General features: G+C 67.1%; 16 protein-coding genes. 14 read left to right on the top strand and 2 right to left on the bottom strand.

The genetic code is table 11. The features are described 5' to 3' along the window. Position 1 precedes the first annotated feature (1 nt). The gene (locus tag ACLBWH_RS14160; RefSeq protein WP_447799549.1) at positions 2 to 838 is read left to right on the top strand and encodes a CDP-alcohol phosphatidyltransferase family protein; all 837 of its coding nucleotides are present in this window, start codon (positions 2 to 4) and stop codon (positions 836 to 838) included. On the opposite strand, the gene ACLBWH_RS14155 is transcribed toward ACLBWH_RS14160, so the two are convergent. Beyond that, positions 777 to 1013 carry a hypothetical protein gene (locus ACLBWH_RS14155; RefSeq protein ID WP_447799548.1) on the bottom strand — a complete coding sequence of 79 codons (237 nt, stop codon included), beginning with the start codon at positions 1011 to 1013 and terminating at the stop codon, positions 777 to 779. The two genes, ACLBWH_RS14160 and ACLBWH_RS14155, sit on opposite strands and share 62 nt — an antisense overlap. A 332-nt stretch (positions 1014 to 1345) precedes the next feature. On the opposite strand from ACLBWH_RS14155, the gene rpsB reads away from it, so the two are divergent. Beyond that, positions 1346 to 2179: a 30S ribosomal protein S2 gene (gene rpsB, locus ACLBWH_RS14150; protein ID WP_322849520.1), complete on the top strand. Its 834-nt coding sequence runs from the start codon at positions 1346 to 1348 to the stop codon at positions 2177 to 2179. 85 nt (positions 2180 to 2264) lie between these two features. Next, positions 2265 to 3200 (top strand): translation elongation factor Ts, encoded by a 936-nt coding sequence (gene tsf / locus ACLBWH_RS14145; RefSeq protein ID WP_322849519.1) that lies wholly within the window; start codon positions 2265 to 2267, stop codon positions 3198 to 3200. A gap of 133 nt (positions 3201 to 3333) precedes the next feature. Here tsf and ACLBWH_RS14140 read toward each other — a convergent pair whose 3' ends face one another. Next, entirely contained in the window at positions 3334 to 4512 is a 1179-nt protein-coding gene (locus ACLBWH_RS14140) for a carbohydrate porin (protein ID WP_447799547.1), read from the bottom strand. A 366-nt stretch (positions 4513 to 4878) separates the two neighbouring features. On the opposite strand from ACLBWH_RS14140, the gene pyrH reads away from it, so the two are divergent. From pyrH to ACLBWH_RS14085, 11 genes are all read left to right on the top strand, one after another. Next, positions 4879 to 5610 carry a UMP kinase gene (pyrH, locus tag ACLBWH_RS14135; protein ID WP_447799546.1) on the top strand — a complete coding sequence of 244 codons (732 nt, stop codon included), beginning with the start codon at positions 4879 to 4881 and terminating at the stop codon, positions 5608 to 5610. A gap of 3 nt (positions 5611 to 5613) precedes the next feature. Beyond that, positions 5614 to 6171, top strand: coding sequence for a ribosome recycling factor (gene frr, locus ACLBWH_RS14130; RefSeq protein WP_322849516.1), 558 nt, complete (start codon positions 5614 to 5616; stop codon positions 6169 to 6171). Next, entirely contained in the window at positions 6168 to 6917 is a 750-nt protein-coding gene (locus tag ACLBWH_RS14125) for an isoprenyl transferase (protein WP_322849515.1), read from the top strand. Before frr ends, ACLBWH_RS14125 begins: the two co-directional genes overlap by 4 nt. Beyond that, positions 6914 to 7705, top strand: a complete 792-nt coding sequence (locus ACLBWH_RS14120; RefSeq protein WP_322849514.1) for a phosphatidate cytidylyltransferase — start codon at positions 6914 to 6916, stop codon at positions 7703 to 7705. Before ACLBWH_RS14125 ends, ACLBWH_RS14120 begins: the two co-directional genes overlap by 4 nt. A gap of 1 nt (position 7706) precedes the next feature. Next, entirely contained in the window at positions 7707 to 8882 is a 1176-nt protein-coding gene (locus ACLBWH_RS14115) for a 1-deoxy-D-xylulose-5-phosphate reductoisomerase (RefSeq protein WP_447799545.1), read from the top strand. A 13-nt stretch (positions 8883 to 8895) separates the two neighbouring features. Beyond that, positions 8896 to 10029 (top strand): RIP metalloprotease RseP, encoded by a 1134-nt coding sequence (gene rseP, locus ACLBWH_RS14110; protein WP_447799544.1) that lies wholly within the window; start codon positions 8896 to 8898, stop codon positions 10027 to 10029. Positions 10030 to 10109: 80 nt separating this feature from the next. Then, positions 10110 to 12959, top strand: a complete 2850-nt coding sequence (bamA, locus tag ACLBWH_RS14105) for an outer membrane protein assembly factor BamA (protein WP_447799543.1) — start codon at positions 10110 to 10112, stop codon at positions 12957 to 12959. Next, on the top strand, positions 12959 to 13696 hold the full coding sequence (locus ACLBWH_RS14100) for an OmpH family outer membrane protein (RefSeq protein WP_447799542.1): 738 nt from the start codon (positions 12959 to 12961) through the stop codon (positions 13694 to 13696). Before bamA ends, ACLBWH_RS14100 begins: the two co-directional genes overlap by 1 nt. Positions 13697 to 13706: 10 nt before the next feature. Continuing rightward, positions 13707 to 14189 (top strand): 3-hydroxyacyl-ACP dehydratase FabZ, encoded by a 483-nt coding sequence (gene fabZ / locus ACLBWH_RS14095; protein ID WP_447799541.1) that lies wholly within the window; start codon positions 13707 to 13709, stop codon positions 14187 to 14189. Between the two features lie 94 nt (positions 14190 to 14283). Then, entirely contained in the window at positions 14284 to 14517 is a 234-nt protein-coding gene (rpmE, locus tag ACLBWH_RS14090) for a 50S ribosomal protein L31 (RefSeq protein WP_037535430.1), read from the top strand. A 47-nt stretch (positions 14518 to 14564) separates the two neighbouring features. Next, positions 14565 to 14885 (top strand): PilZ domain-containing protein, encoded by a 321-nt coding sequence (locus ACLBWH_RS14085; RefSeq protein ID WP_447799540.1) that lies wholly within the window; start codon positions 14565 to 14567, stop codon positions 14883 to 14885. Positions 14886 to 14907: the final 22 nt, after the last annotated feature.

Raw genomic sequence — 14907 nt, 5'->3', positions numbered from 1 at the left:
AATGGAACCGCGCGACTCCACCCCCGACGCCGCCCGCCGCCTGCCGCGTCGGCTGCCCCGCCGTCCGCGCGGGCTGCCGCTGCGCGCGGTCGCCCCCAATGCCGTCACCGCGCTCGCGCTCTGCTCGGGCCTCAGCGGCGTGCGCTTCGCGATCGGCGGTGAATGGCAGAGCGCGGTGACGATGATCATGATCGCCGGCGTGCTCGACGGTCTCGATGGCCGCATCGCCCGCATGCTCCACGGCGAAAGCCGCTTCGGTGCGGAACTCGACTCGCTGTCCGACGCGATCTCGTTCGGCGTGGCGCCGGCGCTCATCATGTATCTCTGGTCGCTCGCCGCGCTGCCGCGTCTCGGCTGGATCAGTGCGCTGATCCTGGCGGTTTTCTGCGCCTTGCGGCTCGCCCGCTTCAACGCGGCGATCGACGCGGACGACCAGCCGCATAAATCGGCGGGCTTCCTGACCGGCGTTCCCGCACCCGCCGGGGCGGGCCTTGCGATGCTGCCGCTGTATTTCTGGTTCTGGACCGATCAGCCGATCTTCGCCAACCCGTATATCGTCGCAATCTGGGTCGCGTTCATCGCGATGCTAATGGTGTCGAGCGTCGCCACCTTCTCCTGGGGCTCGCTCCGCCTGCGCCGGACGATCCGGTTCGAGGCGATCGCCGGCGTCGTCCTGCTCGGCGCGGCGCTCGTTTCGGCGCCGTGGCATACGCTGAGCGCGATCTGTGTCGGTTACCTCATCACGATCCCGTTCAGCGTCGCCAGTTACGCCAAGATCAGGCGGCAGCGCGCAGGCGGCGAACGCCTGCGGGAACCGGAGCCGACGCCCAGCGCCTGACGGCGATACGGCGCTCGGCCGAGGCGAGCTGCGACAATGGCGCGAACGCGGGTTCGACATGACCGGCGGCGAGGCGGACGATGCGCTGCCATTGCGGCGCAACCGTCGCGGCGATCACGCCGACCGCGACCAGGAACGCACCGGAAAATACGAGAACACTGACGACTGCAACCATCGAAACGACTCCCTGGCAGGCGCGCGAGCAACCTGTGGATAACTCGCTTAACCATTGTTTAATCAGTGAGTTCCCCGCTGTGTCCATATTCGCCGATTTAGCGATGCCGCAGCGCCACTAAACTGGGATAGACTCACCGTGTCCACTGTCTGGACGCTTTATGTTCCACCTACGTTCCACTGTCAAGCAGAACGGAACGCTTGCCTTTTGCCGCCGCTGCGGCTAGTGGCGCAGCCCTCAAACCCCGCATGGGAAGCAACATAGCCCGGTGCGTGCGACCGCAAGGTCCGCGTCATCCGCTTCCCAGAGGCTTAACCGGAAGGAATTATCCTATGGCGGCACCCGTCGTCACCATGCAGCAGCTCATCGAGACCGGTGCGCACTTCGGCCACCAGACCCACCGCTGGAACCCGAAGATGAAGCCTTACATCTTCGGCGACCGCAACGGCGTCCACATCCTCGACCTGTCGCAGACCGTTCCCCTCTTCGCCCGCGCGCTCGAGTTCGTCTCGTCGTCGGTGGCCGGTGGCGGCAAGGTGCTGTTCGTCGGCACCAAGCGCCAGGCGCAGGACGCCGTCGCCGATGCGGCGCGCCGCTCGGGCCAGCATTTCGTCAACCACCGCTGGCTGGGCGGCATGCTCACCAACTGGAAAACGATCAGCAACTCGATCAAGCGCCTCAAGACGCTCGAAGAACAGCTCTCGGGCGACACGCACGGCCTCACCAAGAAGGAAGTGCTCCAGCTCACCCGTGAGAAGGACAAGCTTGAAATGTCGCTCGGCGGCATCCGCGACATGGGCGGCGTGCCGGACGTCATGTTCGTGATCGACGCGAACAAGGAAGAGCTGGCGATCAAGGAAGCCAACACGCTCGGCATCCCCGTCGTCGCGATCCTCGATTCGAACGTCTCGCCCGACGGCATCGCTTTCCCGGTGCCGGCGAACGACGACGCGAGCCGCGCCATCCGCCTGTATTGCGAAGCGATCGCCATCGCGGCGACTCGCGGCAACCAGGAGCAGCAGTCGCGCCGCGGCGTCGACCTCGGTGCGCAGGATGTCGCCCCGGTCGAGGAAGCGCTGACCGTCCCGACCCCCGAGCCGGAGCAGCAGGCTGCCGGCACGGTCGAGGGTGCGGGCGCCGAGGCCGAGCGCCAGATCGACGCGTAACCGCAGTCGTCGAACCGTCATGCGGGCGGGGTAGGGCGGCGCCCTGCCTCGCCCGTAAACACATTCAGAACAAGGAATATGCAACATGGCTGATATCACCGCAGCGATGGTCAAGGACCTGCGCGAGAAGAGCGGCGCGGGCATGATGGATTGCAAGAAGGCGCTCAACGAGACGAGCGGCGACATGGACGCCGCGCTGGACTGGCTGCGTACCAAGGGCCTCGCGGCCGCGCAGAAGAAGTCGAGCCGCACCGCCGCCGAAGGTCTCGTCGGCGTCGCCACCGCCGGCACCAAGGGCGCCGCGGTCGAAGTCAATTCGGAAACCGACTTCGTCGCCAAGAACGACCAGTTCCAGGATTTCGTCCGCGAAGTGACGCAGATCGCGCTCGCCACCGGCGGCGATATCGAGGCGCTCAAGGCCGAGGCGATGCCGTCGGGCACCACCGTCGCCGAAGTGCTGACCAACAACATCGCCACGATCGGCGAGAACCAGTCGCTGCGCCGCGCGCGTCGTCTCGAAGTGTCGCAGGGTGCGGTCGTGTCCTACGTCCACAACCAGGCGTCGCCGGGTCTCGGCAAGATCGGCGTGCTCGTCGCGCTCGAATCGGACGCGTCGGACGAGGTGCTCCAGGGTCTCGGCAAGCAGATCGCGATGCACATCGCCGCTGCGTTCCCGAAGGCGCTGAACGAGGAAGACCTCGACGAGGCCGAGATCGAGCGCGAGCGCGCGATCGCGACCGAGAAGGCCGCCGATTCGGGCAAGCCCGCCGACATCATCGCCAAGATGGTCGAAGGCGGCATCGCCAAGTTCCGCAAGGAGCATGCGCTGGTCAGCCAGCTGTTCGTCATGGACGGCAAGACCAAGATCAGCGACGTCGTCGCCAAGGCGGCCAAGGACGCCGGCGCGTCGATCGTGTTGAAGGACTATGTCCGCTTCCAGCTCGGCGAAGGCATCGAGAAGGAAACGTCCGACTTCGCGGCCGAAGTCGCCGCCGCCTCGGGCGTCGCGCAGAAGGTCTGATCCGGCCGGCACGCTGCGGCGCGCCACGCAATCGAACGAAGGGCGTCGCGCATCCAGCGCGGCGCCCTTTTTCGTTGCGGGAGGTGGCGATGCGGGTGCGGCGCTAAGCCGCTGGGCCCGCCACCGTCCTCGCTCAGTTGCTCGTCCATCCGATCGTAACCCGGAGCGCGAGCACCAGCGCATTGCGGATCGTCGGATCCGCTGACGGGTGGACGACATATTGGATGTCGGGCTGCAGCGACACGCCGTGAACCGGTTCGTCGCTGTAGGTTGCCTCGTAGATTGTCTCGATCTGCCCGAGCCCGGCCGGCTGGCTGCGGCGGTAGCTGCGTGACAACATGCCGCTACCCGCGCCGACCGACAGCGCACTCGCCGGTCGTGCGGCGAAAGGGCGCTGGAGCAGCAATCCGCCCTGCCAGCCGCCGCGAAACGGCGTGGTCCGCCCCTCCGACAATCCCAAGCGCAAAAAGCCGATCAGATGACGCGGCCCTTCGACGGTGCCGAGCAGATCGTGCTCGCCGAGCAGATAGACGCCCCGCGATACATGCGTGCCGAGCCCGACGGTGAGGCCCGGCGACAGGATCGCGGGCTGTTTGCGGGTATAGCGCCACGCGCCGATCGCGAACCGGCCGCTGCCGGTCCAGCCCGCCTCGCCGATCAGCAATGCGCCGTCGCGACCGGACAGATCGATGCCGTCGTCGTCGCCGATCGTGCCGGCATGCGCGTTGACGACGGCGAACGCGCCATAGCTTCGTGCGGTCGTCACGCGGAAGCGCGCGGCGAGCGCGGTCGACGGAAAGATCGCCGGTCCGTTGACGCCCGTCGCCGCCAATTCCGATCCGACGCCGAACATCGGCGACACCAACAGCCCCGCGGCCTCGTTCTGGTAGAATTCGCTGTTGATGTCGTAGAGCCCGGTGCGCAGCGTTGTATCGCTGCCGATCCCCTGTTCCAGCCAGGCCTCGTAGAGCTTGAGCCGGCGATCCGCGACTTCGATATTGTCGATGCCCTGGATCGACCCCGCGAGCCTATTGGGCTGGCCACCCAGGTTGTTGAGCAGCGAGGCATGCGCCTGTGCCCGCTTCCAGCCGAAGGCGGCGTCCAGGTCGACCTTGCCGGCGATATAGAGGTCGTCGAGCATTCGTAACCCGGTGTCGAGCCCGCCGGACGCGACCCCGGCGACATCGGCCTTGTAGGTCGCCGCCAGCGTCCAGGCCGGGGCGACTGCGTCCTGCGCCTGCGCCGACCCGCCAATGGCGAGCGCGGTCGTCGCCGCTGCCCGGCCGATGGCGGTGCGTGCCGTCTGCCACATGATCGAAAACTTGCCCCCGTATGCCCCAGCGGAGACCTGTGGCGGCTAGCCTATTTAAACGCGTTGATTTTGCTGGATAATGCACGTTTAACCGGAGCTCTTCATTCGACGTCAACGGATCGGACAATTTCAATTCGCGCGAAAATCCGGCGAAATCAGCTACATGCCGCGACAGTCGACGAAGCGAGCGCATGGCGCCGTCGGTACCGCGCCTGCGCTGGTGACCGACGAAGGCCCCGGGTTCTCGCCGCCGCGTATCCGGTCCGGGATATCCACGACCGTCCACATCCGCGCAGCCGAAGGTTGCCCCGGCGCGCGCGTACGCCTAAGGTCCGACCCGCTTTCTCCCACCAGCGATAGGAACTTATGACGTTCGCGCCGCGCTTCAAACGCATCTTGTTGAAACTGTCCGGCGAAGTGCTGATGGGCGAGGGCGGTGGCCTGTCCATCGACCCCGCCGTGACCGCGCGCGTCGCGGAGGAGATCGCCGACGTCAAGGCGCAGGGCTATGAGCTCTGCATCGTCGTCGGTGGTGGCAACATCTTCCGCGGCATCTCGGGTGCCGCGCGTGGCATGGAGCGGGCGACGGGTGATTATATGGGCATGCTCGCCACGGTGATGAATGCGCTCGCGGTGCAGAATGCGCTCGAGCAAATCGGCGTCGAAACGCGCGTCCAGTCGGCGATCCCGATGGCGTCGGTGTGCGAGCCGTTCATCCGCCGCCGCGCCGAACGCCATCTCGAAAAGGGGCGGATCGTGATCTTCGCCGCCGGCGTCGGCAGCCCGTTCTTCACCACCGATTCCGGTGCCGCGCTGCGCGCCGCCGAGATGAAGTGCGATGCGCTGTTCAAGGGCACCTCGGTCGACGGCGTCTACGATGCCGATCCCAAGAAGGTGCCGACCGCGACGCGCTATGCCACGGTCAGCTATTCCAAGGTGCTGTCCGACGACCTCAAGGTCATGGATGCGAGCGCCATCGCGCTGTGCCGCGACAACAACATTCCGATCGTCGTCTTCAACATTCGCGAGCACGGCAATTTCGCCGCGGTTCTCAACGGTGATGGCGTCTCGACGGTCGTCCAGAACGAACAGGAGTAGACCATGGCAGCCTATGACAAGGCCGATCTCGAGCGCCGGATGGCCGGCGCCGTCGAGGCGCTCAAGCACGACCTCAACGGCCTGCGCACCGGCCGCGCCTCCACCGCCTTGCTCGACCCGGTGACGGTTGAGGTGTACGGCAGCCACATGCCGCTGGTGCAGGTCGCCACCGTCTCGGTGCCCGAGCCGCGCATGCTGTCGGTGCAGGTGTGGGACAAGTCGAACGTCGGCCCGGTGGAAAAGGCGATCCGCTCCGCGGGCCTCGGCCTCAACCCGATCAACGACGGCCAGACGCTGCGCCTGCCGATCCCCGATCTCACCGAGGATCGCCGCAAGGAACTCGCCAAGCTCGCCGGCAAATATGCCGAGGGCGCGCGCATCGCCGTCCGCAACGTGCGGCGCGACGGCATGGACAATCTGAAGACCGACGAGAAGAAGGGCGTCATCAGCGAGGACGAGCGCAAGCGCCACGAGACCGAGGTGCAGAAGCTCACCGACGCGACGGTCGCCGAGCTGGATGCGGCCGCCGCGGCGAAGGAAAAGGAAATCCTCGGAAAGTGAGTCCGACGGCGGCCTCGGTTGCGTCGCTGGCGGCGGTCCCGGACACGGGGCCGGTGCCGCGTCACGTCGCGATCATCATGGACGGCAACGGCCGCTGGGCGAAGGCGCGGCACCTGCCGCGCGTCGCCGGTCACAAGGCCGGGGTCGAGGCGGTGCGCCGCGTCACCCGCGCGGCGCGCGCGATGGGCGTCGAGGCGCTGACGCTCTACGCCTTCTCCAGCGAGAATTGGCGCCGTCCCGAGGATGAGGTCGGCGCGCTGATGGGGCTGCTGCGGCTGTTCATCCGCAGCGATCTCGCCGAGCTGGTCGCCGAAAACGTGCGGCTGCGCATCATCGGCGACTATCGCCGCTTTGCGCCCGACCTGGTCGCGCTGGTCGACGATGCGATGGCCAAGACCGCCGCCAATACCGGCCCGATCCTGGTGATCGCACTCAATTACGGGTCGCAGGCCGAGCTGGTCGCCGCCACCCGCCGGCTCGCCGCACGCGCCGCCGCGGGCGAGATCGAGGCGAGCGCGATCACCGCCGAGCATATCGAGGCGGAGCTCGACACCGCCGATCTGCCGCCGCTCGACCTCGTCATCCGCTCGTCGGGCGAGCAGCGGCTGTCGAACTTCCTATTGTGGCAGGCGGCCTATGCCGAGCTGCTGTTCATCGACACGCTCTGGCCCGATTTCAGCGCCGACACGCTCGCCGACGCCATCGCCGCCTTCGGGCAGCGCCAGCGGCGCTACGGCGGCCTGTGAGCGACGCGCCCGCCGGCAAGCGCCCCTCGGAGCTTGCGACCCGTACGCTCACCGGGCTGGGCCTGATCGCGCTCGCGCTGGTCGCGCTGGCGCTCGGCGGCTTCGTCTTCTGGCTGCTCGTCGTCACCGCGGGCGTGTTCATGATGGCGGAGTGGAGCGATCTCCACGGCGCCGATCCGAAGACCAAGCGGCTCGGCCAATATGTCCTGTCGGTGCCGCTGGCGATCATGTGCCCGCTCGCCGCCGGCCCGGATTTCTTCGCGCTCGGGCTGCTGGTCGGCGCCTTCTTCTTCCTGACGATCATCAGCCGCCGCCCGCAATTGGGCGCGGGGGTGCTCTATTGCGGCCTGCCGATCTATGCGCTGCTGCTGATCCGGCACGAGCCCGACGGCCTGCGCAACGCGCTCTGGGCGCTGAGCCTCGTCTGGTCGACCGATATCGGCGCCTATTTCGCGGGTCGCAGCATCGGTGGCCCCAAATTGGCGCCGTCGATCAGCCCCAATAAGACCTGGGCCGGCCTGATCGGCGGTATCGTGCTCGCGACGATCGTCGCCGCGGCGATGCACCAGTTTTACCTCCTCCCGTTGCGCTTCGTGCTCGCGACGCCGCTGCTCGCGATCCTTGCGCAGGCCGGCGACCTCTACGAAAGCCACCTCAAGCGCCGCGCCGGCGTCAAGGATTCGGGCAGCGTCATTCCCGGCCATGGCGGCTTCCTCGACCGTCTCGACGGCGTCGTTCCGGTGATGCCGGTCGCGGCGCTGCTCGTCGTCGTGCCGCTCGCCTTCTGACATGAAAAGCGTCTCAATCCTCGGTGCGACCGGCTCGGTCGGCACCTCCACGCTCGATCTCGTCGAGCGCGAACCCGACCGCTTCAAGGTCCGCGCGCTCACCGCGAACGGCGACGTCGGCAAGCTCGCCGCCGCGGCGCGCCGCACCAGAGCGGAGCTTGCGGTGGTCGCCGACGAATCCTGCCTGCCCGCGCTGCGCGAAGCGCTCGCCGGTACGGCCACGCAGGTCGCCGCGGGACGGCAGGCGATCTGCGACGCCGCGGCGGGGGCCGACTGGACGATGGGCGCGATCGTCGGCTGCGCCGGGCTGGAACCCGTCATGGCGGCGATCCGCCACGGTGGTACGGTGGTGCTTGCCAACAAGGAGCCGTTGGTGTCGGCGGGCGAGGTGATCCTCGCCGCCGCCGCGCGCTCGGGCGCGACGCTGCTGCCCGCGGACAGCGAACACAACGCCATCTACCAATGTTTCGACTTCGCCCGGCCCGAGGGCGTGCGGCGCATCATCCTCACCGCCAGCGGCGGCCCGTTCCGCGACTGGTCGCGCGAGCAGATGGCCGACGTCACCGTCGAACAGGCGGTCGCGCATCCCAATTGGTCGATGGGCGCCAAGATCAGCATCGACAGCGCGACGATGATGAACAAGGGGCTGGAACTGATCGAGGCGGCGCGCCTCTTCCCGGTACCGCACGAGCGGATCGAGGTGGTGATGCACCGCCAGTCGGTGATCCACTCGATGGTCGATTATGTCGACGGCTCGATGCTCGCGCAGCTCGGCCCCTCCGACATGCGCGTGCCGATCGCGCATACGCTCGCCTGGCCCGAGCGGATGGCGACGCCGATGGCGCCGCTCGATCTCGTCGCGATCGGCCGGCTCGACTTCGAGGCGTGCGATCCCGTGCGCTTCCCGGCGATCAAGCTGGCGCGCGACGCGCTGGAGGCGGGCGGCGCGCGTCCCGCCATCCTCAACGCCGCCAACGAGATCGCCGTCGCCGCGTTTCTCGACCGGCGCATCGGCTTCCTCGAAATTGCCGCAATCGTCGCCGATACGCTGGATCATTACGATCCGCCGGCTCCGGAGACGCTGGAGGCGGTCCTCGCCATCGACGGCGAGGCGCGACGAATGGCGGACGAGCGTATTCGGGAACATGCTAAGGGGCGTGTAGAGGTTCGCGCGTGAAGGATTGCCTAGCTTGATCCAGTCTCCCGGCGTTCTGATGGCCGCGCTCGCGTTCCTCTGCGCGATCGGCCCGCTCGTCTTCATCCACGAAATGGGCCATTATCTCGCCGGCCGGCTGTTCGGCGTGAAGGCGGAGGCCTTCTCGATCGGCTTCGGGCGCGAGATCGCCGGCATCACCGATTCGCGCGGCACCCGCTGGAAATTCGGCTGGCTGCCGCTCGGCGGCTATGTGCGGTTCGCCGGCGACATGAACCCGGCGAGCCAGCCCGATGCCGCGTGGCTGGCGCTCCCCGCCGCCGAACGCGCGCTGACCTTCCAGGCCAAGCCCTTGTGGCAGCGGGCGATCATCGTCGCCGCCGGGCCGGCGATCAACCTGATCCTCGCGGTGCTGATCCTCGCCGGCTTCGCGCACCATTACGGCGTCGACCGTACCCCGGCGGTGGTCGGCACGGTGATCGCCGGTGCGCCCGGCGCGAAGGCGGGCCTGCAACCGGGGGATCGCATCCTGTCGATCGACGGCCGCGCGATCCAGAGCTTCACCGACGTCGCACGCTACGCGCTGATCCGGCCGGGCGAGCAGGTCACGCTGCGCGTCGCCCGCGACGGCAAGGCGTTCGAGCGCCCGCTGGCGATCGGCGTCGTCCACCAGCGCGATCGCTTCGGCAACGAATATCGCATCGGTCGCATCGGCATCGGCAGCGGCGATCCGGTGCTCGCGCCGGTCGGCCTGCTCGAGGCGCCGGCGGCGGGCGTGCGGATGACCGTCGACATCATCTCGGGCACGCTCGAGACGCTCGGCCAGATCATCAGCGGCCGCCGCTCGATCGACGAGCTCGGCGGGCCGATCCGGATCGCCAAGATCTCGGGCGAACAGATGGCGCTCGGCGTGTCGGCCTTCGTCTGGCTGGTGGCGATGCTGTCGATCAATCTGGGGTTCATCAATCTGCTGCCAGTACCCATGCTCGATGGCGGACACCTCTTCTTCTATGCGATCGAGGCGATCCGCCGCCGGCCCCTCGAACCCAGGGTGCAGGAATGGGCATTCCGCGGTGGTCTGGCCGCGGTATTGGCGCTGATGCTGATCGTGACCTTCAACGATTTGAGTGCAGTCGGTCTGTGGCAGCGGCTGGCCGGCTTGATCGGCTGACCGGTCTGGGGCAGGGCAGGCGCCTGCGTCCCGGCGGATATTGGTATCCTGACGTATTTGGGGTGGGTTGAGTGACAGCGATGAAGAGTACCAAGTTCGCGCCGGTGAGCGCCGCGTTGCTGGCCGGCACGATGCTGTCGGGCATGCCGGCGATGGCGCAGACCGCGCCCGAACCGGCGGCGCAGCAGCCCGCCGCGCCGGCTGCCGATTCGCCCGCCGCGACACCGACCGCAACGCCGACGCCGGCTCCCACACGCGCGCCGGCCGGCGCTCGCACGCCGGCGCGTGCCGCCCGCACGCCAGCCACGCCGGCCGCCCCGGCGGCGGCGGCGCAGCCCGCGACGCCGGCCGTGGTGCGCACGATCAAGACGCTGCGCGTTGAGGGTTCGCAGCGGATCGAGCCCGAGACGGTGCTGTCCTACACCAAGCTGCGCGTCGGCATCCCCTATACCGCCGAAACGCTCGATCAGGCGTTGAAGGACCTGCAGGCGTCGGACCTGTTCGTCGACTTCTCGATCTCGGGCGTCGAGACCGGCGACATCGTGCTGCGCATCCGCGAGAATCCGATCATCAACCGCGTGATCCTCGAGGGGAACAAGGCGCTCAAGAGCGACAAGATCACCAAGGAGATCAAGCTCGCGCCGCGGCAGATCTTCACCCGCACCGCGGTCCGTCAGGACGTGTCGCGGATCATCGAACTGTATCGCCGCCAGGGCCGCTTCGCCGCAGTGATCAGCCCGAAGATGGTCAGCCTCGACCAGAACCGCGTCGACGTGGTGTTCGAGATCACCGAAGGGCCGAAGTCCAAGGTCCGCCAGATCAACATCATCGGCAACGAGATCTTCAACGACGGCAAATTGCGCGGGGAGATGGTCACCAAGGAATCGCGCTGGTTCCGCCTGCTCTCGTCCAACACCTCCTACGATCAGGATCGCCTGAACTACGACCAGCAGAAGCTGCGGCAATTCTATCTGACCGAAGGCTATGCCGATTTCCGCGTCACCTCGGCGGTCGCCGAGCTGACCCCGGACAAGCGCGACTTCATCATCACCTATGTGGTCGAAGAGGGTAAGCGCTACAAATTCGGCGACGTCACCGTCGACAGCGAGATCCGCGACTTCGACAACAAGAAGCTGGCGGCGTCGCTGCCGGTCAAGAAGGGCGATTGGTACAACGCCAAGCTGGTCGAGACCTCGATCGACCAGTTGAGCGAGGCGGCCGGCCTGTTCGGCTACGCCTTCACCGACGTGCAGCCCGATTATGCGCGCGACCCCGACACGCTGACGATGGGGCTGAACTTCCACATCGCGCAGGCGCAGCGCACCTATGTCGAGCGGATCGACATCAACGGCAACACGCAGACGCAGGACAAGGTGATCCGCCGCGAGATCCGTCTCGCCGAGGGCGACGCGTTCAACAGCTTCCAGGTCAAGCGTTCGCAGGATCGCATCAACTCGCTGGGCTTCTTCCAGGACAAGATGGAGATCAAGCAGACCCCCGGGTCGACCCCCGATCGCATCATCCTCGACACCACGCTCGAAGAGAAGAGCACCGGCGAGCTTCAGCTCTCGGTCGGCTATTCCAGCCTCGAACGCTTCATCATCCAGGCCAATATCACGCAGAACAACTTCCGCGGTAAGGGCCAGGTGCTGCGCGCCGGCGTCAATTATTCGACCTATTCGAAGTCGATCGAGCTGGGCTTCACCGAACCCTATCTGTTCGACAAGAACGTCGCAGTCGGCGTCGACGTGTTCCGCCGCGATTACAATTCGTTCAACTATATCGGCACGCAGCGCCAGACGACCTATTCGCAGGTGTCGACCGGCTTCCAGGTCCGCATGGGCGTGCCGCTGACCGAATATTGGTCGCTCGCCGGCCGCTACGGCTTGTCCTACGACGAGGTCGGGCTCGACCAGTCGACCTATTTCACCGACGGCGCCTGCGATCCGCTCAAGGCCGGCCGCTATCTCTGCGAGGCGATCGGCAACCGCTGGACCTCGTCGGTCGGCTATTCGCTGATCTACGACAGCCTCAACAGCCGCCTGCGCCCGACCGCGGGCCAGCGGCTCAGCTTCAGCCAGGATTTCGCCGGTCTCGGCGGCGACGTGAAATATATCCGTACCCGGCTCGAAGGCTCGAAGTTCGTCAACGTCGGCTCGGGCTTCATCGGCTCGCTGGTCGGCGAGGCGGGCTATATCAAGTCGCTCGAGGGCAGCCGCGGCGAGGGCGTCGACCGCATCCGCATCACCGATCGCTTCTATCTCGGCGAACCGCAGTTCCGCGGCTTCGACATCCGCGGCGTCGGCCCGCGCGTCCAGCGTCAGCAATATACGGTCGATACGACGACGGGTAAGCAGATCCTGGTCACCGATCGCGACCAGCTCGTCGACGACGCGCTCGGCGGCCGCGCTTATTATCTCGCCCGCGCCGAGCTGGAGATTCCGTTGGGTGCCGGTGCGCGCGAACTCGGCCTGCGTCCGTCGATCTACGTCCAGGCGGGCAGCCTGTTCGGCCTGACCCGTCCGCTGCCGACCGCGAGCTTCCCGACGATCACCGATGCCGCGGGCAACGTCACCGTGCTGCCGATCCAGCGCCTGCTGCTCGATTCGTCGGGTCGCCAGCTTTATCAGGTGCCGACCGGGGCGACGGCGGGAGCGGGGGCCTTCACGACCTGCGCGATCGGTTATTCGGAGACGCTCGGCGGCGCCTGCGCCGGCAGCTCGACCAACGCGATCTCGTATCAGTCGCCGATTTCGCCCTTCAAGGAAACCTATTACGCCAGCAGTGCGACGCCGCGCGTCAGCATCGGCATCGGCGTCAACTGGACTTCGCCGTTCGGTCCGTTGCGGATCGACCTTGCCAAGGCGCTCGTCACGCAGAAGGGTGACGATCCCAAGCTTATTACCTTCAACGTGGGGACTCAGTTCTAATGAAGACGATCACCAAGACTTCGCTGGCGGCACTCGCCGGCGCCTCGATCGCGCTGGCGGCCGGTGCCGCGACCGCGCAGACGGCGGGTATCGCCACGGCGCAGGCCGATGCGGCGATCTTCAGCGCCAAGGCGTTCGACGCTGCCAACCAGCAGATCTCGACCACCTACAAGACGCAGCTCGATCAGGCCGCGGCAGCGCAGACCGCGCTGAACACGCAGCTGCGCGCGTTGCTCGACACCAACAAGGACGGCCAGGTCAGCCAGGCCGAAGCCGCCGCCGCCGAGGCGCAGAACAGCGCGATCGGCAACCAGGTCCGCGCCGCGCAGCAGAAGGCGCAGCCGAACATCGAAACGCTGCAGGGTCCGGCGATCAAGGCGCAGGCCTATGCGCTCGAGCAGATCACCGCCAAGTACGACCCGGCGCTGCGCGCTGTCGTCGCCGCCAAGAAGATCACCGTCGTGCTCGCGCCGAACGCGATCCAGTACGCGCCGCCGGCGACCGATGTGACCCGCGACATCATCGCCGAGATCGATCGCAGCACGCCGACCGTCTCGATCACCCCGCCGGCCAATTGGCAGCCGCAGCAGCAGACGGTCGAGCTGCTCCAGCAATATCGCCAGCTCGTCTATGCGAACGCCGCCCGTCGTCAGCAGGCCGGCGCACCCGCTCCCGCCGCCGGCACCCCGGCACCGGCCGCCGGCGCTGCGCCGCGCGCCACGCCGCAGGGCCGCTAAGGCTGCACGGGTGAGCGAAGACGCAACCCAGCAGGGCACGACCTTGGGGCCGCTCGATATCGGGCGGGTCATGGCGGCCCTGCCGCATCGCTACCCGATGCTGCTGGTCGACCGGGTCGAGGAGATCATCCTCGACCGGTCGATCGCGGCGATCAAGGCGGTGACGATCAACGAAGGCTTCTTCCAGGGCCATTTCCCCGGCCGGCCGATCATGCCGGGCGTGCTGATCGTCGAGGCGCTGGCGCAGGCCGCGGGCATCCTCGCGGTCGAGAGCCTCGGCCTCGCCGGTTCGGGCAAGCTCGTCTATTTCATGGCGATCGACGGCGCCAAGTTCCGCAAGCCGGTCGAACCGGGCGTGCTGCTGCGCCTTGAGGCGACCTTCGTCCAGAAGCGCAGCTCGGTGTGCAAGTTCGCCGGCGTCGCGAAGATCGACGGACAGGTCGTCGCAGAGGCCAATTTCACCGCGATGATCGCCGATCCGCCCAAACGCTGAGCCCGACGATCTTTGACAATCCCGCGGCGCTCATCTACGGGCGCCGCTTCTCTTCCAGGCTGGTCGGAACCAGCCGCATCAGGAGCGCATCGGCGTGAAGAAAGATACCCATCCCGACTACCACATGATCAAGGTCCAGATGACCGACGGCACCGTGTTCGAAACCCGCTCCACCTGGGGCAAGGAAGGCGACACGATGCAGCTCGACATCGATCCGCTGGCGCACCCCGCCTGGACCGGTGGTCGCGGCACGATGCTCGATGCCGGCGGCCAGGTCGCCCGCTTCAACAAGCGTTTCGGCGGCGGGCTCACCCTCCGCAAGAGCTGATCGGCTCGTTTACGCAAACATAACCATGGTCTCGCTAGACCGTGGTCATGTTCGCGGCAGAGTTCGAACCTGCATTGACCTACGGCCGGCGCCGCGTTCCGCGTGCGCCGGCTTCGTTCGTTGGGGAGATCGACAAGGCGCATCGGACCTTGTGCAAGGTCGTCGATATCTCGCTGCACGGCGCGCGGCTGCAGACCTATTGCCCGCTGGTCCGCCACAGCATGATCTGGCTGACGCTGCCGGGGGCTGGCTGCATCGCCGCCGAGATCCGCTGGGCGGAGGAGTTCGCCGCCGGCTGCCGCTTCAAGGAGGCGCTCGATCTCGACGTGTTCGAGATGCTGGTCGCGCTCAACCGCATGGATCGTTGAGCCAACTCACCCCTTGATCCCA

This window comes from Sphingomonas sp. M6A6_1c (assembly GCF_053345135.1).
This window is presented reverse-complemented; position numbering and strand designations above follow the sequence as displayed.